The organism is Telluria sp. LT1R51-2, from assembly GCF_059685775.1.
In genome coordinates, this window is sequence record NZ_JCASIM010000002.1 from 351,881 (window position 1) to 374,398 (window position 22,518).

The following is a 22,518-nucleotide window of genomic DNA, read 5'->3' on the forward strand; positions in this document are numbered from 1 at the left end:
CGCTACAGCTGGGGCCGTGTCCGAATGTCAGACCTGACCCCGGCTTTTGTTTTAGCGTCGCTCGCGCCACCACAGCAGCAGCATGGCTGCTGCGAAAGCGAGTGCGAATGGCCAGGATGGCGCGGGGCGTGTTGGTCCGTTCGCCAGCTGGATCTGCGAACGGGCGGCGTAGTGCGCCGTTGCGTCGCGCCTTTCGGCTGCCTGCCATTCGGGCCAGTCGTTCGTGGCATATACGTAGATTGCATGCGGGCCGGCGTTCTGGTCCTGCAGTTGCAACCAGCCCGCCTTTTGCGGCCATAGCGCTGCGCATGATGCATCGGCGCGGTCTGCGCGACGCTGCCAGTTGAGCGACTGCTTCAAGTCAGGAAGCGTTAGCTGGCCACTGACGCCGCGCGCGCAGAGTTCCAGGCGTTGACCTGCCAGCGGCATGTCGCTTGGCACCAGCCATTCGGTCTTGTGCCGCTCTTCGACGCCCACGCGGTCCAGCACGCCCTGCCACCACAGCGCCAGCGCGCGCGGCTCGGCGATTGCGTGGCGGTGCCATTCGGTCACGCCCAGCCAGGCGATGCGGCCCTGTTGCCAGTCGCGGGTCCAGACCATATTGTCAGTGCCGCGCCATGGACCGGCGTCGCGCGATGCGGGTAGCAGCGAGGCCACCGGCATCTCCAGTGGCGCATCAATCTTGGCGCCCAGTGGCTGTGCGCGCAGCGGCAGTTGCAGCGTGCGTGACCAGACGCCCGGATCGTTCGCGTTGCCGCCCAGAACCAGCAGCGGCATGCCCTTGGCCACGCGGTCCAGCAGCGCGGCGCGTTCGCCGGCCGCCATCCGCTCGAAGCGCGCGGCATCGATCACCATCAGGTTGGGCGATGCCATCTCGGTGCGCGGCGCTTCGGTGCGCGTGATTGCGCGGCCCAGCGTGACTTGCCAGTCGAGCAGCGCGCCGCCCGTGGTCAGCAGGTCATTCAGCGCGCGCAGGTCGAACGATGGCGCGCCAAAGCGGCCGACGACCTGCAGCGGCGCAGGTTCGTGCACGATGAATGGAATCGGTCCCTCGGCAATCACCTTGTCCTTGGCGTCAAGCAGCCGCGCCTTGAGCACGACGCGCTCGGCCACCGGTGGCATCCAGTCGACACGCAGGTTGCCGGTGCCACGCGCCTCTGCCAGCTGCTGGCCATTCTCGGCCAGCAGTTGCAGCCGTGCGTCTGTCTTGTCCTCGCGCTTGACCGTCAGCGTGAACTGGCGGCCCAGCGCTACCTGACCAGGGAACTCCAGCCGCAGCGCGCCGCCGCGTGGCGCGTCCCAAGCCAACGGTCGCGCCGGTAAATCATTCCATTCGGCGGCGCGCAGGCCGTCGCCCTTCAGCGTCAAGCTGCTGACACCCTCCAGCGACGCCGGTGGCGCGGCCGGATCGATGGCCAGCGTGCGGCCGCCCTCGCCCGGCATGCGCATATCCAGCGCGAACAGGCCCAGGCTCGCGGCGGCGACGATGACCAGCAGCGCATCGAGCCATTGGCGGCGGCGCAGATACAGCCCGGCGCTGACGATGCCTGCCACGAGGATGGCGGCGATGAGCCACTGCTGGTTCATGGCTTGGTCACTCCATCAGCCGACTCGCGCCAGCGGCGCGCGAACGCCGTGTCGACACTGGTCTTCGCCTGCAACAGCACCTGCCCCTGCCCCGCGCCGGAACGCAACCACGCGCGCAGGACCGGGCGGCACGCGATGCAGCCGTCGGCCACGTCCTGGATCGCGCGCTGCGCTGCCAGGCGCTGCTCGTCCTCGACCAGGCGCGTGCGCACCCAGTCGTTCGCGGTGCGCATCCACAGCGCCGGCAGCGCGGCCTCGCCCGACAGCGCCTGCACCAGCGTGCGCAGCTCTTCCGGCAGCGCCGCCGCCTGCTCCGCCTGCGTGCGGCGGTAGCTCGCGGCGCCATCCATCTCGCCCGTCATGCGCTTTTCTTCCTTGATCGGTGGCGGCGTGAAGGCGGTCTTGTGCAGGTAGATGCGCTCGGCCTGCTGCAGTTCCTTGATCGCTTCCAGGGCCTTGTGTTCGGGAGCCAGCGCGCTTTTTGGCGTGACCGCGCGCAGCGATTTTTCGGCGTCCCACATCGCGACCAGCGCGCGCCGCAGCACCTTCTTGGTGCCTTCGTCGTACATCGTCGCGTTCTCGGCTTCGTCGTGCGCGTGGCCATAGGTTGCGAGGATCTGCTGCGTGTCGTTGACGATGCCGCCCTTGCGCACGTTCTGCTCACCATGATCGTGATCATGGCCACCGGGCGCATGGTCGTGGCCCTCGTGACCCTCTTCTTCCACGGGCTTCTCCGCGGCGCGTGGTGCCTTGGCCGCTTCTTCGCCGAACAGCGTCGACTCTTCGCCCAGGAACTGGCCATAGCGGCGGCGCAACTGCGCCTGGTCGTCGCCGATCCGCTCGCTGCGGTCACGCACGTCGGCCGCTGCGAGCTTCGTGCTGCGCATGTCGGCGATCAGCTGTTCGGTGTCGATGATGATCTGGCGCTGGCTGCGCAGCGATGCCGGCTTCACCAGCGACGGCATCGCCGCGCTCTCTTCTTCGGCTTCCTGCTCCGGCGCCGGACGCCGCACCGTGTAGGTGGGCGATTGCACGGTCTGCGCGCGGCCCGCGTTGTCGGTCGCGCGGACGAAAAAATACAGCTCGTCGCCCGGCTCCATCGCCAGTTCGTCCAAAGCCCATGTCTTGGACCAGTTGCGCAGCCTGGGATTGTTTGATGCCGGCAGCGGCATCTCGCGGTCCGTAAAACGCACGTTCTCGCCACTGCCTTGCGCGAGCGTCATGTGCAGCGTCGCGCGGGTGATCCGGTAATCGTCCTTGACCTGGACCGTCATGGTGGTGCCGGTCGCGTTGTCGCGCAGGTCCTGGATCATCTGCGCCGGGGCGCTGATCGTGATCTCGGGCGGCGCATCGGGAATCACGCGCAGCGTGTGGCGCGCGCCGCGCCAGCGCCAGACGACCGATTCGGTGGCCGTCCAGCGCGCGCATTGTTCACCGGGTTCGAGTGTTTCACCGTTACCCAGCTCGATTTTATTGTTGCCGCCCGTGCCACCGGTCAGGCACCAGGTCACGACCGTCTGCTCGGGCACCTGCAGGTCGTGCGGCGCCGAGGTGGATGCCGCCACGCCAGTGTAGGCCGGCGGCGCGAGCTTGAGCGTCAGGCCGGCCAGCGTGGCGGCGGTCGCGCTGCTGACGGGGCTGGGCGGCGTGACCGCGCCTTCTTGCGACGGCCGCGTGGTCGCGTACCACACCATCCCGGCGAGCACCGCACTGACCAGCAGGATCGGCAGACCGCTCGACACATGCTGGCGCGCGATCTGGCGCAGCTGCTGACGCGAGACGGCGGCATCGAGCCGCGCGAACAGGCGCTGCTGCTGCAGGCGCGCGATTGGCGTGTCGGCCGCGTCGAGCAAGGCCGCACTGTCTTCCATCTCGGGCACGGCGCCATCGAGCCACGCCGGCCATTCGTACGCCACGCGGCGACGCAGCTTGACCCAGTCCAGCGCGCACCAGCCGGCCCAGGCCAGCAAACCCGGACCCGACGGAATGACCAGCCAGGGCAAGGCTCCGCCGATCCAGAGCGGCATGCGGCGCAGCTGGGCTGCGCGCCATACGCGTTTGGTGATCTCAACGCCTCCGTGCATGCGCGAGACTCCTTTCAAGGACGAACAAGCCAACCAGGATGGCCAGCAGGATGTCGCGCAGTGCGCCGCTCGGCGCCGGTGCGTTGGCGCCTTTCGAGGCGGCAAACGTTTGCGACGGCAAGGTGTAGGGACGCGGCCCGATGTGCAGCTGCTGCCAGGTGTCGAGCAGCGCACGCGCGGCGTCGACATCCTGCGGCGGCCATGCGGGGTGATGCCACAGGCGGCCACGCGCGCTGTCGGCGTACTGCAAACCGTTCAGCGTGCGCGCCTTGGCCAGCTCGGGGAACGCCGCAGGATGGGTCACCCACCACAGCGCCGCGCGCAGCGTGGCAGTCGGCGCCTCGGCGCGGTCCCAGATGATCAGGTCCGTCCTGGCGCCCGGCGCATCATCCACGACGATCTTCTCGACGCCATCCTGCGCCGCGAACAGGCGGCGCCAGGCCTGCGGGCGCTCGCTGGCGATGACCACATGCCGCTCGACGTTGGCTGGCGCAGTCGGCTGCGTGCGCACGGTCACCTCGCGGCCAAACACCGGCTTCGTGGCCGGCATCGGCACGTCGCCCAGCACCAGCAGGCGTGCGTCGCCCGTCCACTCGCGTTCGTGCGTGTGCAGCCAGCTCAATGCCTGCGCCGCTGGCAGCGTCACGCGCTCGGCCCCAGCCAGGCCGGCTTGCCCCACTTCGCGCTCGACCCAGACCTTATCAGCGCCCGCGGTCACGACCACCGTGTCGCCGCGCCACGGGTAGACGGGATCGGCCAGCCAGGCAATCAGGCAGGCCAGCAATAACATGCGGACCAGCAGCAGCAACGGATCGCTCCAGCGCCACACGCGCGTCTGTTTCGGCTCGGTGCGCGGCAGGAAACGCGCAGTGGCCATGAGCGCGGCCTGATTCTGCACGCGCTTGCGCCGGTGCCACCAGACCGGCAGCAGCAATACGGGAAGCGCAAACCACCAGAGTGCATTCATGGGCGATTACCTCGATGGCCGGCGCAGCCAGCGCCGCAGCACGTCGCCCGGCGCCTGCTCGATGGCGGCCAGCGTCAACGGCATGTCATTCCTGCGGCACTGGGCCGTTACCCGGTCGAAGTGTTCCATGCGGTTGCGGCGGTAGCCTTCCTTCAGGTCGGCGCCAAAGCGGAACACCCCTTCTTCATGCTCGGGATCGCGGTACGCCTGCGTGTCTGGAAAGCTGGCGTCGATTTCGGCCTGCGTCTGCAGGCACAGAACGCGTACGTCGTGGCGCATCTGGCGCAGCCGGGTCAAGGCCAGCGACAGCGGCGATGGCCAGTCGAGCAGGTCGCTCGCCGCATAGATGGCGCTGGGCGAGAGTGCAAAGTGCAGGCTGGCCTTGAGCGTCGCGGCGTCCGGCAACTGGCCGGCAGGCGTGGCGCGCTGTAGCTGCGCCAGCACGCGCTGCAGATGGCGCGGGCCGCGGTTGGCGGGCGTGAACGTCACCTTGCCGTCGCTCAGGATTACCAAACCGAACGCATCGCCCTGGCGCTGCGCAATGGCGGCCACGCAGGCCAGCAGCGTGCGCGCACAGGTCAGTTTGTCGATGCCCTCGACGCTGCGGCTCGGTTCGGCCATGGATGCACTGGCGTCGAGGATCAGCCAGACAGCGACGTGGCTGTCACGTTCTGCCTCACGCACAAAATAACGGTCGGCGCGCGCAGCCAGTTTCCAGTCGACGCGGCGCCACTCGTCACCCGGCACGTACGAGCGGTACTCGGAAAACTCGACGCCAGCGCCGCGCTCGCGGCCCGCGTGGATGCCGTGCCCGAGCCCGGCCAGCACGTGGCGGATCACGAGATCGAGTCTGGTCGTGTGCGCGATCAGCGCCGGGTTCACGGACGACATTCTGCGATCGCCAATTACGCTACCTTGATCTCGCGCTGCAGCGCCTGCAACACATCCGCGATGGCGATGCCGTCGGCTTCGGCCTCGAAGTTGCGCAGCACGCGGTGCGCCAGCACCGGCAGCAGCATCGCGCCGATGTCGTCGCGGGTCACAGCCAGTCTGCCCTGCATCAGTGCACGTGCTTTCGACGCCAGCACCAGCGCCTGGCCAGCGCGCGGCCCGGCGCCCCAACCGATGTGCTTTTTGACCGCATCGACTGTGGTCTCGCTCGGGCGCGTGGCGCGCACCAGACGCGTGGCATAGCGCACCAGATGGTCACCAATCTCGATGTCGCGTACCAGCTGCTGCAGGCGCAGCAGCGTGGCGACATCCATCACCGGCTCGGCGTCCTGCAAGCCGGCGTGCGTCGTGCGCGAGACCATCAGCACTTCTTCGTCTTCGGTCGGGTACACGACATCGATGCGCAACAAAAAGCGGTCCAGTTGCGCTTCCGGCAGCGGATAGGTGCCGGCCTGCTCGATCGGGTTCTGCGTGGCCAGAACAAAGAAGGGCCGTGGCAGCTTGTGCGTCTGGCCGGCGAAGGTGACCGACCGCTCCTGCATCGCCTCGAGCAGCGCCGACTGCGTTTTTGGGGGCGCGCGGTTGATCTCGTCGGCCAGCAGCACTTGCGTGAATACCGGGCCTGGCTGGAAGCGGAACGCGCGCTGGCGCGTGGCCTGGTCTTCTTCGAGGATTTCGGTGCCGACGATATCCGACGGCATCAGGTCGGGCGTGAACTGCACGCGCCGGAACTGCATGTCGGTCGCCTGCGCCAGCGATTTCACGAGCAGCGTCTTGCCCAGCCCCGGCACGCCCTCGACCAGCGCGTGGCCGCCGGCCAGCAGGCACGTGACGAGCAGGTTGACGACGTCTTCCTGGCCGATGATCACGCGCGCCATGCTGGCTTTGAGCTCGCCCACTTTCGCCGTCAGTGCAGCGATTTCCTGTTCGTCCCACGCTATCTGATTACTCTCAGCCACTGGTCATGCTCCCAACGCATATTGAATGATGTTCACTGCAAAGCGGGTGTTGTCGACCGCCAGAAAACGCTTGTTGCGAAAGTCGTAGTCCCATTCGCAGCCATAGTCCTTGTTCGAGTACAGCACGCGCACGCGCCCGCCAATCTCGATCGCCTTCAGGTACTCATGCACCAGATCGTCGCCCCAGCCATTGAGTTCCATGCCGGTCGTGGGTGGGCCGTCCTCGAACTTGAAGAAGCACGAGTACAACGGGTGCTTGTTCGGGATTTTCTTCAGCGCGTTCAGGCCGAAGATCTTGGCCATCTCGGCCTCGAACGACTTGGCAAACAGGCCGTCGATGTCGTGGTTGCAGTCGTCCACAAAGACAAAACCGCCGCCACGCACGTACTGTTCGAAGTTGCGCCGCTCCGCTGGCGTAAACTGCACCAGCTTGTGGCCGGCCAGGTAGCAGAACGGCGCCTGCAGCATCTTCGGGTCGGACAAGGCCACCATGCGTTCCGTCGTATCGACCCGCAACGTGGTGTACTCCACGAGGGAGTTGAGCACGTTGCTCGGCATGCGGACATCCACGTCCCAGTTGCCCGATTCGTACATCAGGCGTGTGAAGTAGAAGTCAAAACTGGCCATGGTTGCGCCCGACCGTCAGACCGCGTCAGACAGCGACGTGAAGTTGAAGTCGCGCACCTTCATCGGCGGCAGCACCATCTGGAACGGCACCTCGTCACCACCAATGATCTGCGGCTTGCCCAGTTCATCGATGTTATTCAGGATCGTGACCGGGCTCTCGTTGAAGCGGAAGTTCTTGAGCGGGTACTTGATCTTGCCATTTTCGACGTAGAACGTGCCGTCGCGGGTCAGGCCCGTGAGCAGCAGCGACTGCGGATCGACCATGCGGATATACCAGGTGCGCGTGACGACGATGCCCTTCTTGGTCCCCTCGATCAGCTCTTCCAGCGACTTGGTGCCGCCCGCCATGATCATGTTGCCGTGTTCCGCAGTGGCGCGCTTGCCGGTCTTTTGCGCCCAGTAGCGCGAATAATCCAGCGAGGCGATGCGGCCATCCTTGATCAACTGGGTGCGCTCGCGCGGCAGCAGCGATTCGTTGTCCCATGGCGCAACCGGTACGTCCTTGTCCCACGGGTCGGCCCAGACATTGACCTGGCTGTCGAACAGCTTGTCGCCCAGGCGGTTGCCCCCACCCTTCTTGGCCAGGAAGCTGCGGCCTTCGTCGGCCGAACGTGCCGAGAACGCGCTGAACATATTGCCCAGAATTTCCGACGTCGCCGCCGGCTCCAGGATCACCGTGTAGCGGCCTGGTTCGAGCGCGCGGACGTCGACCGAACGCAGCGCCTTTTCGATGGCGATTTCGGATGCTTCACGCGCATCGAAGCGCGCTGCATCGACGGCGGCGCGGGTGACCCAGCCCGAACCGCGGCCGTCTTCCGTGCGCGCGGTGAGGCTGAACGACAGATCGGTGAAGTCCTGGTGGCCGAACACGCCGTTCGAGTTGGCGATCGTCGAAAAGCGCGTGCTGTCGGTGAAGAAGCCCGCCGTGACGAGTTTCTTGGCGCGCGCCATCTCGATGCTGGTGGCAGCGACCGACGCCCTGAAATCCGGGTCGATCGCTGCGGTGGCCGGCACGAAGGTGCTGGTGGCGCGGTAGGCCTGCTTGGAAATCGCCGGCATGAACTCCGGATTTTCCGGCGACAGGCGCGCCAGTTCTTCGGCGCGGCGCACGGCTTTTTCCAGCGACTTGTCGTCGAATTCGTTGACGGTCGCGGTGCCGCTGCGTTTGCCGAAGGCCACGCGCACGACGAGCTGCATGTCTTCGGTCAGGCCGGCGGTCGAGACGCTGTTGCGCGCGAAGCGCACGTTGCCCACACGGCTGCCTTCGATCGACACGGTGCACTCGTCGGCTTTCGACATGGCGAGCACGCGGTCGGTGATGCGTTTTGCTTGGTCCTGATTGAGCGCTTTCATCTTGGTTTCCTCAGCCGATCTTGCGTGCGGTGTTGATGACATTGATGCCGTTGAAGCGCGTCGTGCTCGACCCGTGCGACACGGCGCTCACCTGGCTTGGCTGGCCCTTGCCATCGAAGAAGGACCCGCCCATGCGCCAATCGCGCTCGTCGCAGATCGCCGTGCAGGCATTCCAGAATTCCTGCGTGTTGGCCTGGTAGGCCACGTCTTCCAGCGGGTTCGTGATCTTGCCGTTCTTGATCTCGTAATACAGCGTGCCGCCAAACTGGAAGTTGTAGCGCTGCTGGTCGATCGAGTACGAACCGCGGCCCAGGATGTAGATGCCCTTCTTGACATCGGCCACCATCTCATCCGGGGTGAGCCGGCCCTTGCCCGGCTCGAGCGACACGTTCGGCATGCGCTGGAATTGCACCGTGCTCCAGCTGTCGGCATACGAGCAGCCGTGCGATTCCTTCTCGCCGATGATGTGGGCCTGGTCGCGCGTGGCCTGGTAGTTCACCAGCACGCCGTTGCGGATGATGTCCCACTTCTTGGCCGCGACGCCTTCGTCGTCGTAGCCGATCAGGCCCAGCGAGCCTGGCGTGGTGCGGTCTGCCACAAAATTGACCCGCTCTGCACCGTACTTGAATTTCTTGGTTTCCCACTTGTCGAGGCCTGCGAAGCTGGTGCCCGCGTAGTTGGCTTCGTAGCCGAGCACGCGGTCCAGTTCCGTCGGGTGGCCGACGTTTTCGTGGATCGTCAGGAACAGGTGCTCGGGGCTCAGCACCAGGTCGTACTTGCCCGGTTCGACCGACTTGGCCGACAGCTTTTCGCGTGCCTGCTTGCCGGCCATGCGGGCGTCTTCGATGATGTCGTACGCATTCTTGTACAGGCTCGTGACGCCGCCGGCAGCGCGCACCTTGTTCTCGGGGCGCGCGTCGAAGTATTCATAGCCCATCGAGGCCGGGGCGCCCAGGCCGCCGCGCGAGCGGAACTTGCCGCTCTTCTTGTCGACGGCGGTGGCATTGATCGGCGCCCACAGGCGGTGGATGTCCTGGTCGATGTACGAGCCGTCGGTCGAGGCAAAATACTTTTGCTGGTTGATCTGGAAGAGCGACGCGGTCATGAAGTTCGCGCCCGCATCCAGGCCAGCCTTGTTCGCGGCGATCAGCATGTCGGCCTTTTCCTTGACCGGAATCGTGCGCCAGTCCTTCTTGAGCGGCGTGGCCCATGCCACTTCACCGACGCCCTTGACGGGCGCCAGGCGCACCGGCTCGGTCTGCAGCCGGGCGTTGGCCTTGGCAATCGCCACGGCCTGGCGCGCGGCGCCGGCCACGCCGTCGGTCGTCATGTCGTTGGTCGAGGCGAAGCCGTAGGCGCCGCCGGCGATCACGCGCACGCCGACGCCGCTCGATTCGGTGTTGTTGATGCTCTCGACGTTCAGGTCACGCGTGATGACGAACTGGTTCAGGTAGCGCCCGATGCGCACGTCGCAGTACGACGCGCCGGCTTGCGTCGCCGCGTTCATCGCGGTGTCGGCCAGGGCTTTCTTGGCGCTTGCCGCCATTGGATTGAGCAGGTCTTCGGCCGCGATCGCGTTGCCAAAGACCGGAATGAACAGCGCGCCAGCGGTGCCGGCGCCGATATGCAGGAATTGTCGACGTTCCATGTGTGTTATCCGTTTGCGGTTGCGCGTCATTCCCGCGCTGACGGGAATGACGGTCTTGCAGCGATAGGACTTAAACCGCGTCCGACAGCGACGTGAAGTTGAAGTCGCGGATCTTCATCGACGGGATCAGCATCGAGTAGCGTGCTTCGTCGGCGCCAATGACCACCGGCTTGCCGATTTCCTCGATATTGTTCAGCATCGACACCGGGCTTTCGTTGAAGCGGAAGTTCTTGATCGGGTGCTTGATCTTGCCGTTTTCAACGTAGAACGTGCCGTCGCGCGTCAGGCCCGTGAGCAGCACCGATTGCGGATCGACCATGCGGATATACCAGGTGCGCGTGACCAGCACGCCCTTCTTGGTGTTCGCGATCAGTTCTTCGGTGGTCTTGTTGGTGCCGGCCATGATGATGTTGCCGGCCGCACCCACCGCGCGCTGGTTCTTTTGCTGCGCCCAGAAGCGCGAGTAGTCCAGCGCATTGATCTTGCCGTCCTTGACCAGCGCCACGCGCTCGCGCGGGAGCATGTCGTCGTCCCACGGCAGCACCGCGACATCCTTGTCCCACGGGTCGGACCAGATATTGACCTGCTGGTCGAACAGCTTGTCGCCCAGGCGGTTCTTGCCACCGGCTTTCGACAGGAAGCTGCGGCCCTCGTCGGCGCGGCGCGCATCGAAGCCACCCAGCATGAAGCTGAGCAGGTCGGACGTGGCGGCCGGTTCCATGATGACCGTGTAGCGGCCCGGTTCCAGCGCCTTGGCGTCGACCGAGCGCAGTGCTTTCTCGATCGCGATTTCGGCCGCTTCGCGCGGATCGAATTTGGCAACGTCGCGCGCCGAGCGCTTGACCCAGCCAGAACCGCGCCCGTCTTCGGTGCGCACGGTTAGCGTGAAGTCCAGCGACGTTGCCACCTGGTGGCCGAACAGGCCATTCGAGTTGGCGATCGTTTCAAAGCTGGTGCGGTCGGTGAAGAAGCCGGCCGACACCAGGCCGCGCTTGCGGCAGCCTTCGATTGCATAGGCCGCAGCCTGCGCGCGGTATTCCGGATCGATGTCGGCGGTTTTCTGCACGAACGTGTCCGATGGCTTGTACGCGGTCTTGGCGATGGCCGGGATGAATTCCGGGTTGTCCGGCGCCAGGCGCGCCAGGTCCTCGGCGCGGCGCACTGCGCGCTCGATCGACTTGTCGTCGAATTCGTTGATGGTCGCGGTGCCCTGCTTCTTGCCGAAGGCGACCTGCACCTGGATGCGGGCGTCGTCGGCCAGGCCGGCGGTCGAGACGGCGTTGCGCGCAAAGCGGATATTGCCGATGCGGTTGCCCTCGATGTTGACGATGCATTCATCGGCTTTGCTCAGCGAGAGCACGCGGTCGGTGATGCGTTTGGTTTGTTCCTGGGTCAAGATACTCATGTGCGCCCCTGCTTAGCCGATCTTGCGAGCGGTGTTGATCACATTGATGCCGTTAAAGCGCGTGGTCGACGAACCATGCGAGACGATGCTGATCTGCGGCGGCTGTCCTTTGCCGTCGAAGAACGAGCCGCCCATGCGCCAGTCGCGTTCATCGCAGATGGCGCTGCAGGCGCCCCAGAATTCCTGGGTGTTCGACTGGTACGCCACGTCTTCCAGCATCTGGCCGATCTTGCCGTCCTTGATTTCGTAGAACAGCTGGCCGCCAAACTGCGAGTTGTAGCGCTGCTGGTCGATCGAGAACGACCCGTCGCCGACGATGTAGATGCCCTTCTTGATCCCCTTGACCATTTCGTCCGGCGTCAGCTTGGTCTTGCCCGGTGCGAGCGAGACGTTGGGCATGCGCTGGAACTGGACCGTGTTCCAGCCGTCCGCATACGAGCAGCCATGCGATTCTTTTTCGCCGATGATGTGGGCCTGGTCGCGCGTGGCCTGGAAGTTGACCAGGATGCCGTCCTTGATGATGTCCCAGCGCTTGGATTTCACGCCCTCGTCGTCGAAACCGATGGCGCCCAGCGAGCCTGGCGTGGTCTTGTCGGCGAAGATGTTGACGATCGGCGAGCCGTACTTGAAGGTCTTCGATTGCAGCTTCTCGAGCGTGGCGAAGCTGGTGCCGGCGTAGTTGGCTTCGAAGCCCAGTACGCGATCGAGCTCCGTCGGGTGGCCGACGTTCTCGTGGATCGTCAGCCACAGGTGTTCGGGCGCCAGCATCAGGTCATACTTGCCCGGCTGGACCGACTTGGCGGTCAGCTTGCGCTTGGCGTCGCGGCCGGCGGCGCGGGCGTCTTCGATGATGTCATACGATTCGGTGTACAGCGTGGCGATGCCGCCCGCGGCCTTGATCTTGTGCTCGGGCCGCGCGTCGAAGTACTCGTACCCCTTGCCCACCGGGGAGCTCAGGCCCGCGCGCGAGCGGAACTTGCCGCTGGCCTTGTCGACCGCGGTGGCCGAGAACGGCGCCCACAGGCGATGCACGTCCTGGTCAATGTACGAGCCATCGGTCGAGGCAAAATACTTTTGCTGGTTCACCTGGAACAGCATCGACTGCATGAAGTTCGCGCCGCCTTCCATGCCGGCCTTGTTCGCGGCGATCAGCATGTCGGTCTTCTCGGCGATCGGCACGGTGCGCCAGTCTTTCTTGATCGGGGTGCTCCATGAAACGTCGCCCACGCCCTTGACTGGTGCGAGGCGCACCGGTTCGGTCTGCAGCTTGGCGTTCGCCTTGGCGATTGCCACGGCCTGGCGCGCCGCATTCGCGATGCCATCGGTCGACATGTCGGACGTCGCGGCAAAGCCGTAGGCGCCATTCACGATCACGCGCACGCCCACGCCGGCCGACTCGGTGTTGGCCACGTTTTCGACGTTCAGCTCGCGCGTGGTGATGAACTGGTTGAGGTAGCGACCGATGCGCACGTCGGCGTAGCTGGCGCCGGCCTTGGTGGCGGCGTTGAGCGCGACATCGGCCAGCGCCTTCTTGGCGGCCACTGGCATGCTGCTGGTGAGCTCTTCGGCAGCGATGGCGCGTCCGAAAGGCAGCAGCATCGAAGCGGCTGCCCCGCTGCTGAGATTAAGAAAGGTACGGCGTTCCATGAGATCTCCTGAATAACCTTCGTCCGGGCAGCGGTTCCGCGAACAGCTCGGGCCGCTCTTGTAATTACAGCTCTTATGCTTTGGTTTTATGACAGATGAAAACGTGACAAACCGCGCAACCTTAGCAGTAACTTAAGACTTTGAATAGGCAAATGTTGTGCCACCTCATTGCACAAATTTGTACGTATCTGGCGCAGCTTCTTTTCTCCCTGCATCCAGTCAATACGGGCGCCAACGCCCACCACACATGCATATGTGACGAATGCTTGACTGTGCGCCGTGCCTCCCGGATCATCAGCGCAGCGACGACGGCGCACCGCCCGTCGTCAACCATCATGGAGACCTCGCACGATGAAACGACTGATCCTGGCCGCAATGCTGGCAACCGGTATCGCCGGCGCCGCACACGCGGACGACGCCCTGAAATCCGCCATCGCCGGCGAGCACCGCGCCGCCGCCAACAAGGCCCGCGACGCGTTCCGCCACCCTTACGAAACCTTGACCTTCTTCGGCATCAAGCCGACCATGACGGTCATCGAACTCTCGCCGGGCGGCGGCTGGTACACCGAGATCCTGGCGCCCTACCTGCGCGACAACGGCAAGCTGATTGGCGCTGCCGGTGCACCTGAATCGCGCGGCGGCAAGGCCTATCGCGACAAGCTGGCTGCCGACGCCAAGGTCTACGACAAGGTGATGCCGGTGGTGTTCGAGCCGCCGACCCGCTTCGAGCTGGGCGCGCCGAACAGCGCCGACATGGTTGTCACCTTCCGCAACCTGCACAACTGGCTGGGCGCGGGCGACGAGGCCGTGGTCACAACGCTCAAAGAAGTCCACAAGGTCCTCAAACCGAACGGCGTGCTGGGCGTGGTCGAGCACCGCCTGCCGGTCAAGATGACGCAGGATGCGAAGGCATCGAGCGGCTACATGCACGAAGCGTATGTGATCCGCATGGCCGACCTGGCCGGCTTCAAGCTGGCCGCCAAATCCGAAGTGAACGCCAATCCGAAGGACAAGGCAGATCATGAAAAAGGCGTGTGGACACTGCCGCCGGTGCTGGCCAACAAGGACAAGGACCGCGAGAAGTACATGGAAATCGGCGAGAGCGATCGCATGACGCTCAAGTTCGTCAAAAAGTAAGCAGCCTGCATGACGTGGGAAGGCCGAGGCCTTCCCCGTATTTTCTTTTGCGGCGCACGTGTATATTCTTCCGGTTGATAGCCCTCCCGCGCAACCGAAGGAAACCATGAAGACTTTGCGATTCGCCGTTCTCGCGCTGGCCGTCTCCGGCGCGCTGCATGCCCAGGAAACCACGCCGCCAGAAGCCCAGCCGGCCGCCGCAACCGCCGTTCCCACCCCCGCTGTCCCTGCCGCCTCGCGCACGACCACACCCGCCCCCGCCCTGCCTGCCGTTGAAAACTCGGTCGTCAAGATTTTCGCCAACGTGCGCCGGCCCGACCCGTACAAGCCCTGGACCAAGTCGGCCCCTGCGGCCATCACGGGCTCCGGCGTCATCATCGAGGGCAAGCGCATCCTGACCAATGCCCACGTGGTGGGCTACGCCAGCCAGGTCGAGGTGCAGGCCAGCCAGTCGGGCGACAAGGTCTCGGCGAAGGTCATCGCGCTGGCGCGTGGTCTGGATCTGGCGGTGCTGGAGCTCGACGATCCCTCGTTCTTTGACAAGCGCCCGCCGGTGCCGCGCGCCGCCGTGCTGCCGGACGTGCGCCAGCAGGTGTTCGCCTACGGCTACCCGGTCGGCGGCAATTCGCTCTCGACCACCACCGGCATCATCTCGCGCGTGGAATTCGTCAACTACGGCGCCTTCAGCTCGGGCCTGCGCATCCAGATCGACGCCCCGATCAACCCGGGCAACAGCGGCGGGCCGGTGATTGCCGGCGAGCGCATGATCGGCCTGGCGTTCGCCAACGTGACCAATGCGCAGAGCATCGGCTACGTGATCCCCAACGAAGAAATCGAACTGTTCCTGCGCGACGTGGCCGACGGCACCTACGACGGCAAGCCGCTGCTGCACGACAGCGTGCAGACGCTGGAAAGCCCGGCGCTGCGCCAGTACCTCAAGCTCGATAAATCGGTCGAAGGCGCCGTGGTGCACCGGCCGTACCGCACCGACGCCGCCTGGCCGCTGAAAGAGTGGGACGTGATCACCCACATCGGCGAGCATGCGATCGACAATCAGGCGATGGTCAAGCTGGGTTCGAGCCTGCGCGTGCGCTTCCAGTACCGCATCCAGCAGGTGGCGAAAAACGGCAAGGTGCCGATGACCATCATCCGCGGTGGCAAACCGATGAAGGTCGAGGTGCCCGCCACCGGGGCGCGTCCGCTCCTGATCCCGGACCTGGATGGCGGCTATCCGTCGTACTTCATCTACGGCCCGGTGGCGTTCTCGCGCGCCACCAGCGAATTCATGGCCTTTGTCAGCGGCAGCGCGCCGGGGATGAATGCGTATGCGTTCAACGCCAGCCCGCTCGTGACGCAGCGCGGCGATTCACCGACACCCGAGCGCGAAGAACTGGTCGTGATCAGCGCGCCGTTCTTCCCGCACAAACTGGTGAGCGGCTACAGCAACCGCTTCGGCTCGGTCGTGGAATCGGTCAATGGCAAGCCGGTACGCAGCCTGGCGCATCTGGTGACACTGCTGCGCGACCTGAAAGACGAGCAGGTGGTGCTGAAGTTCGATCAGCGCTATGGCGAGACGATGATCCTGCCACGGCAGGCGACGCTCGATGCGACCGAAGAAATCCTGTCGGACAACGGGGTGCGCTCGCAGGGTTCGGACGACATGATGAAGGTGTGGCAGAAGCGCTAGCCCGCGCTGCCGCCACCATGACGACGCCCGCACCTGCATGCGGGCGTCGTCCGTTTACTTCGCTTTCTTCACGGGCGTAAACAGCAGATCCTGGAAGTCATAGCTGAAATCCGTCTCGGTCGATACGGGCTTCATGCGCAGCCGCTCGATCGTGCCGTCAGGCTCCAGCGAGAACGTCGCATACGCATCCGCGTTGAAGTTGCGCTCCTTCCAGCGCACGATGAAGGTGTCGTGCTGGAAGTGTTCCATCTCGCCCGTCAGATCCGGCGTGCGCGCGAACGACATCACCAGCTTGCTGCCGGCGCGTTTGATTGTCGCCTTGCCGTACCAGGCGTCTTCGTACTCGCCCTCGTAGCCGGCCAGCGCCAGCGACGGTTTCGACGCTTTCGCACGGCTGGTGCTTTCACCTTTCACGCGGGCCGCTTCCTTGGCGCTGGCCTCGTTCGCGATGTCGGCGATGCGGCCGATCCAGTCGGTCGGCGCAACGCCCAGGTAGCCGTCGAGCAGGCGGTATTGCAGCGCATTGAGCGACGGCCCGCTTTCGGCGTTGGTGAAAATCGCGATGCCGAGCTTTGCTTCGGGCACCAGCAGCACGCGCGAATAAAAGCCCTGCAGCGCGCCGCCGTGCATCGCCACCAGCTTGCCCTGGTAGTCGCGCAGCTGGAAGCCCAGGCCATAAGCCATGAAGTTGGGCCTGGTCGCCGCCAGCGACGGCTTGGGCTGGCTGACCGCCATCGGCGTTTGCGCCGTCCACATCTCGCGGGCCTGCTTGTCGGACCACAGGCGTGCTTCCTTGCCGCCCGCCCCCGTCGGCAGGCGGCCGTTATCGAGCAGCACGTTCATCCAGCGCGCGATGTCTTCGGCATTGGTGTTGATGCCCACCGCGCCGACGGCATTCGCCACCGGCATCGGCTTGACGACCGCCGCCTTGCCATTGATCTTGCTGTGCGGCGCCGAGACGTTCATACCGGCCGTGTGCGCGGCCAGGCTGGTGGTGGTGGCGGTCATGCCGACCGGATCGAGGATCCATTCGCGCATCGTCGTGCCCCAGTCCTTGCCGGACTTTTGCGCGATGATCTTGCCGGCCACGATGTAGAGCAGGTTGTCGTAGGCGTAGCTGCTGCGAAAGCTCGTCGCCGGCTTGATGTAGCGAAGGTTGTGGATGATTTCGTCGCTGGTGAAGGTGGTGGTCGGCCACCACATCAGGTCACCGGCGCCCAGACCCAGGCCGCTGCGGTGCGTGAGCAGGTCACGCACCGTCATCTCGGCCGTCACGTAGCTGTCGTACATGCGAAAGTCGGGCAGGTGCTTGATGACCGGGTCGTCCCAGTTCAACTTGCCCTGGTCGACCAGCATCGCCAGGCCGGCGGCAGTAAAGGCCTTGGAGTTCGACGCGATCTCGAACAGCGTCTTGCCGTCGACCGGCGTCGGGTCGCCCAGCTTGCGCACACCGAAGCCCTGCGTGACGACGACCTTGCCGTCCTTGACCACCGCAATGGCGATGCCCGGCACGTCGAAGGTCTTCAACACGCGCTGGACGTCGGCGTCCAGGTTGTAGGCGGGGACTGCTGCCGTGGTGACTGGCGCTGCCGCCGTTTGCGCGACGGCCAGGCCGGCGCCGCAGAACGCGACCAGCACCGCGCCGGCGATGTGTTTCAACAGTCCGCTGGAAGAACGCGTCATCATGGCTTGCCCATCGCTTTGTCGACGCTCGATTGCGTCTCGGGGTGGTAGCGCTCGCGCGCCTTCTTGTAGACGCCCTCGGCCCAGGTGCGGTCCTCGGCCTTTTCGCGCAGTGCGGCGTACAGCGGCACCACGAACTTCTGGCGGCCCACGCTCATCAGGAATGCTTCCATGTCCGGGCGCACGTCACGGTAGCCGGCGTGCACCGCCGCGCGGTAGAAGCGAAACGCCACTTCGTTGTTGGTCGACTTGGCCAGGCCATAGGCGCGGTCGAGTTCCGCCAGTTTGGCGGCGTCGGCCTTCTTGTCGATATCGTTCAAAAACTTCATCCACTCGACGGCGTTCCAGTCCTTGGCGTTCAACTGCGCGGTCGATACCGTGCCCTTCGTCCAGCCGTCGATCGCGGCATTCAGCTTGGCCAGGCGCTGTGACACGGCGCGCTGCCCGCTGGCCGGGATGCCAGGGCCGTGGATCCACTCGTCGAGTTCCGCGTCGCTCATGATCTTGGGGTTCTTCGCCAGCAGCTGCGCGCGCAGGTAGGCGATGAACTGCTCGTTGGTCACGCTCTGGAACGCGTGCTGGTCGAACCAGCCGCGCAGGAATTGATCGAACGCGGCGCGGCCGGCGCGCTGCTCGAGCGTGTGCAGGAACCAGGCACCCTTCGGATAGGCCAGCGAGGTGTCCGGGTAATCGGCAGCGTTGGTGTCAGCCTGGCGCGAAACCAGCGCCTGCTTTGCTGGCGGCAGCTCCTTGAGCATCTCGAGCGCTTCTTCCTGCTCGAGCTGCAGGTTCATCAGCGCGACTTCCTTGCCGTAGATTTCTTCCAGAATGCGGGTGGTGACGTAGGTGGTGAAACCTTCGTTGAGCCACCAGTGCTTCCAGGTTGCGTTGGTCACCAGGTTGCCCGACCAGCTGTGCGCCAGTTCGTGCGCGACCAGATCGACCAGGCTGCGGTCGCCCGCGATCATGGTTGGGGTCAAAAAGGTCAGGCGCGGGTTTTCCATGCCGCCGATCGGGAACGATGGCGGCAGCACCAGCATGTCGTAACGCCCCCAGCGATATGGCCCGTACAGCTTCTCGGCCGCAGCGACCATCTTCTCGGTGTCGGCCAGTTCGTACTCGGCCGCCTTGATGCGCTGCGGCTCGGCGTACACGCCGGTGCGCCCGCCCAGCGTGCGCGCTTCCAGCTCGCCGATGCCGATCGCCAGCAGGTACGATGGAATCGGCTGCGGCATCGTGAACTTCCAGCCGCCCTTGCCGGTTGCCTTCATGTCGTTATCGGCGCTCATCACCACGCGCAGGCCTTCCGGCGCCTCGATGCGCGCGGTGTAGGTAAAGCGCACGGCCGGCGTGTCCTGGATCGGCACCCACGAGCGGGCATTGATCGCCTGCGACTGGCTGAACATGAACGGGTACTTGCCCGACATGGTCTGCACCGGCTGCAGCCATTGCAGGGCGGTGGCCGTTGGCGCGGTGCGGTAATGGATGCGCACCTTCGTCTGCCGCGCCGGCAGCTTGATCTGCAGCGGCTGGCCCTTCTCTTCATCGAACTTGCCGAGCGTGTAGTCAGCCTTGCGCCAGGTGCCCTTCGCGTCCTGCGCTTCGATCTTCGAGATCGTCAGCTCGCGCGTGTCCAGGTCGAGCGTGGTCGCTTTCTTGTCGATCCAGTTCAGCGTCAGCTCGGCGTAGCCGCCCAGGCTTTTCTTTGCGAAGTCGGCCTTCAGGTCCAGGTGCAGGGCCGTGGTCTTGACCTGGTCGTATTTGGCGTAGCTGAGGGGATCGAGCGCGAACGCGTAAGCGCTCCACGCGCCCAGGAAGGCTGCGGTGGTGGCGCGCAGCAGGGTGCTTTTGTTCATGGTATCTCGCGAATAATGACAGCCCGGCCGGGCTGAAGGCGGAAGCAGAATAGCATGGGCGTCAGACCGGCGAAAGCGCCTGCTGAAACGCGGCGAGCCGCTGTCAATACGCCAATTCTGCCTGCATGACCCACACCGGCGCGGACCACAGCACGTTGCCGTCGTCCTGCGTGACCTTCGCATAATAGAAGTGCGCGCCCGGCGCCGGCGTGAACGTGATCCCGGCCTGCTGCGACAGGCGCGTGACCTCGCCGTTGCGGCCCGGGACGCCCTCCATGATCGCCACTGCCGCGACCTGCCGGTCAGCGAGGCTGGCAAAGTTCACCGTCAGGGTGAGCGGACCTCGGTTGGTGAACTGCTCGCCCATCACGTGGCCGTTGGCGGTCAACACCAGCTGGGACGCCTTGTCCATCGTGGCGAACACGCGGCGCGCCCTGAGCGCGTCGACCAGACTGGCGCGGTTCAGCGCCACGCCCGTGGGCAGCAGCACCCCGGTACGGTTGATGTACGACGCGCCCCAGTTGGCGCAGTGGTTGTCCTGGTTGGTGCTGAAGGCCAGCCGGTAGCCCGCTTCGAGCAAGCGGTTGCAGGCGCCTTCGAAATTGCTGCGGCGGGTTTCGGTCTCGGTCACGTTGTTCGAGAACGCGCTGGTGTTCATCGCTTCGCACAGCACCATCACCGCAGCCCCATCGTCGGTATAGGCAAGCGGCACGCCCCCCACCTGGAACTGGCCCGATGACGCCGGATGGTTGAACTGGCCCACCCAGCCGCGCTGGCGCATCAGCGTGTACAGCGCCGCGTAATCGCTGCGCGGCGTGGCCGTGTCGGCGAAGGGCGCACCGTTGGCGTTCGTCTCCCAGCCCAGCAACTCGTCGCTGTTGAAGATGTTGATATGGCCGCCCTTCTCGATGACGCCCCATTCGAGGCCATACAGCGCCAGAAAGCCCGGATGCTGCAGCGAGAACGTATCAGCGGCGGCCAGGCCAGCGTGGTACAGGGCACGGGCTGCGACTGGGTCGGCGTCGGGCGCGCTGCCTGCCGAGCCGTCAAACATATGGTTATGTTCTGACGCGACGAGGATGTCCAGGCCGCGTCCACTGGCATAGGCAAAAGCGTCGGCCGGACCATACCGCCCTGCCTGCGGCCGCTGCGCGCTGCGGCAGTTGGCGACGTCGGCGCCGCCGTCGCTGTGATTGGTCTGGCTGTGCAGGTTGCCCAGCCAGACGGTGTAGGGCAGCGCGCCAGGGGCCGGCGCTGCCCCCGGCATGAAGGCGCCGGGCAGCGGTGCAAAGGCGGGCGTGGTCAGTGCGGTCGGCATGCCGACCGCGATCTCCCATTCCTGGTCGATCGCATCCTCGTGCTGCACCAGCGCGTGCAGGTGCACGCGGTAGATACCGTCCGGCGCCGGCCGCTTGCCCAAGCGGCCCGACCAGGGCACCGCCACCGTGATCTCGTCACCGGTCAGCGTCACCTGGCCGCGCCACTGCAGCACGGTGCGCCCGCCCGGTGCGCGCAGCTCGACGCGCCAGTGGACGTTGGCCGGCTGCGCCAGGCCAGGATACGCAAAGGTCAACGTGAACGTGCGTGCGGCCAGCGCGCCAGGCTGGAATGGCGCATGCAGCGTGGCGTCGAATTCCTGGTGTTCGGTTGGACCGGCGCTGGCCGAGCTGCAGCACAACAACATGGCAAAAATGGGCAGATAAGCGGTTTTCATGATGCCAAGCTTGCAACTTCCCTACCCTGTCGCCTTGCGCCATGCGTGCTACGGTTGTCATCCTGATCATGTTCATTGATAAGTTTCAAAGTCGCACAGCCGGGGTCAGGTCTGACATTCAGACACGACCTCAGCCTTAACCACTTCTAATGTTGTATTGCCTGGTATTGAATGGCCCGGTGCCAGCTGGTTCCGGCTATCCAACTGTCGAGATCGTGTCCAAATGTCAGACCTGACCCCGGCTTTTGGTTATATTGCCGCATGGTCGACAAACTCGATATCTCCCATCTGCGCACGCTCGATGCGCTCGCGCGCTTTGCCACTATCTCGGCGGCGGCCGAACACCTGGACGTGTCGCAGCAGGCGGTCAGCCTGCAACTGAAGAAAATCCGCACCATCCTGGGCGACCCGCTGTTCGTGCGTACCGGCCAGGGCATGGCGGCCACGCCGTACGCCAGGCTGATCGCGCCGCATATCGCGCAGGTGCTGGCGAGCCTGCATGCGATTCCGCTGCCGTCGGCGGTGCGGCCGGAAGACGTCGAGCGCACGCTGGTGGTCTCCGGCACCGACTACACGCAGAAGGTGATCGTGGCCGACCTGGTGCGCGACCTGCGCCGCGCGGCGCCGAAGGTGAAGATCGCGGTGGTCGACCTCGAAGTAAGCGCCCTGACGCGCAAGCTGCATCAGGGCGAGATCGACGTGATCTTCACGGCCGAGGGCATCGCCGCCCCGGGCCTGGTGTCGATGCCGCTGTTTCTCGAGCAGTACCGCTGCGTGACGGGCGACCGCGCGCTGGCCGGTGCGGGAACGATGTCACTGGCCGCCCTGGTGACGCACGACTTCATCGTCACCAATCCCGGCGCGCCCGGTTTCACGGGATCGGCTGACGGCTGGTTCGCGCGCCAGGGTCTGCAGCGGCGCGTGGTGGCGTCGGCGCCGTCATTCTTCATGGCGCTCGAGTACCTGAAGGGATCGGCAATGGTGGCCTTCATGCCGGCGCGCCTGCTGCCATGCGACGGCATCCACGAGATCATGCTGCCCAAGTATCCACCCGGTTATGGCGTGGTCGCGGCGTTTCACCCGACTGCGCAGAACGATCCATTCATGATGTGGATGCTGGAGCGGGTCAGGGCGCGGCTGGCGGCAGCGGCCCAAGCCCCGGCTTAGCCCCGCTTGTATCGGCTACAAGCGGCGCCCGATTGCCGCGCGGGGC

16 protein-coding genes are annotated in these 22,518 nt (G+C 65.3%); 3 read left to right on the plus strand and 13 right to left on the minus strand.

Going from position 1 to position 22,518, the window contains the following annotated elements; genetic code table 11:
• Positions 1-51 precede the first annotated feature (51 nt).
• The 10 genes from AC56LH_RS19815 to AC56LH_RS19860 form a co-directional block, all read right to left on the minus strand.
• Positions 52-1,587 (minus strand): hypothetical protein, encoded by a 1,536-nt coding sequence (locus AC56LH_RS19815; RefSeq protein ID WP_499649008.1) that lies wholly within the window; start codon positions 1,585-1,587, stop codon positions 52-54.
• Complete coding sequence (locus AC56LH_RS19820; RefSeq protein ID WP_499649009.1) at positions 1,584-3,671, minus strand: hypothetical protein; 2,088 nt, start codon at positions 3,669-3,671, stop codon at positions 1,584-1,586. Before AC56LH_RS19820 ends, AC56LH_RS19815 begins: the two co-directional genes overlap by 4 nt.
• The gene (locus AC56LH_RS19825; RefSeq protein ID WP_499649011.1) at positions 3,655-4,638 is read right to left on the minus strand and encodes a BatA domain-containing protein; all 984 of its coding nucleotides are present in this window, start codon (positions 4,636-4,638) and stop codon (positions 3,655-3,657) included. Before AC56LH_RS19825 ends, AC56LH_RS19820 begins: the two co-directional genes overlap by 17 nt.
• 6 nt (positions 4,639-4,644) lie before the next feature.
• Positions 4,645-5,529, minus strand: coding sequence for a DUF58 domain-containing protein (locus AC56LH_RS19830; RefSeq protein WP_499571538.1), 885 nt, complete (start codon positions 5,527-5,529; stop codon positions 4,645-4,647).
• A gap of 14 nt (positions 5,530-5,543) precedes the next feature.
• Positions 5,544-6,548, minus strand: a complete 1,005-nt coding sequence (locus tag AC56LH_RS19835) for an AAA family ATPase (RefSeq protein ID WP_499649013.1) — start codon at positions 6,546-6,548, stop codon at positions 5,544-5,546.
• Positions 6,549-6,551: 3 nt separating this feature from the next.
• The gene (locus AC56LH_RS19840; RefSeq protein WP_183554362.1) at positions 6,552-7,175 is read right to left on the minus strand and encodes a DUF4159 domain-containing protein; all 624 of its coding nucleotides are present in this window, start codon (positions 7,173-7,175) and stop codon (positions 6,552-6,554) included.
• 15 nt (positions 7,176-7,190) lie between these two features.
• Positions 7,191-8,528, minus strand: a complete 1,338-nt coding sequence (locus tag AC56LH_RS19845; RefSeq protein WP_499649015.1) for a TldD/PmbA family protein — start codon at positions 8,526-8,528, stop codon at positions 7,191-7,193.
• A 10-nt stretch (positions 8,529-8,538) separates the two neighbouring features.
• On the minus strand, positions 8,539-10,176 hold the full coding sequence (locus AC56LH_RS19850) for a TldD/PmbA family protein (RefSeq protein ID WP_499649017.1): 1,638 nt from the start codon (positions 10,174-10,176) through the stop codon (positions 8,539-8,541).
• A gap of 70 nt (positions 10,177-10,246) precedes the next feature.
• Positions 10,247-11,581: a TldD/PmbA family protein gene (locus tag AC56LH_RS19855; protein ID WP_499649019.1), complete on the minus strand. Its 1,335-nt coding sequence runs from the start codon at positions 11,579-11,581 to the stop codon at positions 10,247-10,249.
• A gap of 12 nt (positions 11,582-11,593) precedes the next feature.
• Positions 11,594-13,228 carry a TldD/PmbA family protein gene (locus AC56LH_RS19860; protein WP_183554370.1) on the minus strand — a complete coding sequence of 545 codons (1,635 nt, stop codon included), beginning with the start codon at positions 13,226-13,228 and terminating at the stop codon, positions 11,594-11,596.
• A gap of 351 nt (positions 13,229-13,579) precedes the next feature.
• Between AC56LH_RS19860 and AC56LH_RS19865 the strand changes: the two genes are divergently transcribed.
• A complete protein-coding gene (locus tag AC56LH_RS19865) occupies positions 13,580-14,365 on the plus strand; it encodes a class I SAM-dependent methyltransferase (protein ID WP_499649021.1) in 786 nt (261 codons plus the stop codon).
• 106 nt (positions 14,366-14,471) lie between these two features.
• Positions 14,472-16,052: a S1C family serine protease gene (locus AC56LH_RS19870; protein ID WP_499649023.1), complete on the plus strand. Its 1,581-nt coding sequence runs from the start codon at positions 14,472-14,474 to the stop codon at positions 16,050-16,052.
• A gap of 54 nt (positions 16,053-16,106) precedes the next feature.
• Here AC56LH_RS19870 and AC56LH_RS19875 read toward each other — a convergent pair whose 3' ends face one another.
• The 3 genes from AC56LH_RS19875 to AC56LH_RS19885 all read right to left on the minus strand — a co-directional run bounded on the left by AC56LH_RS19875 (position 16,107) and on the right by AC56LH_RS19885 (position 21,305).
• Positions 16,107-17,738, minus strand: coding sequence for a serine hydrolase (locus tag AC56LH_RS19875; protein ID WP_499649025.1), 1,632 nt, complete (start codon positions 17,736-17,738; stop codon positions 16,107-16,109).
• On the minus strand, positions 17,735-19,591 hold the full coding sequence (locus AC56LH_RS19880; RefSeq protein WP_499649027.1) for a M1 family metallopeptidase: 1,857 nt from the start codon (positions 19,589-19,591) through the stop codon (positions 17,735-17,737). Before AC56LH_RS19880 ends, AC56LH_RS19875 begins: the two co-directional genes overlap by 4 nt.
• A gap of 103 nt (positions 19,592-19,694) precedes the next feature.
• Entirely contained in the window at positions 19,695-21,305 is a 1,611-nt protein-coding gene (locus AC56LH_RS19885) for a CehA/McbA family metallohydrolase (RefSeq protein WP_499649029.1), read from the minus strand.
• Positions 21,306-21,566: 261 nt separating this feature from the next.
• Between AC56LH_RS19885 and AC56LH_RS19890 the strand changes: the two genes are divergently transcribed.
• A complete protein-coding gene (locus AC56LH_RS19890; protein WP_499649031.1) occupies positions 21,567-22,472 on the plus strand; it encodes a LysR family transcriptional regulator in 906 nt (301 codons plus the stop codon).
• Positions 22,473-22,518: the final 46 nt, after the last annotated feature.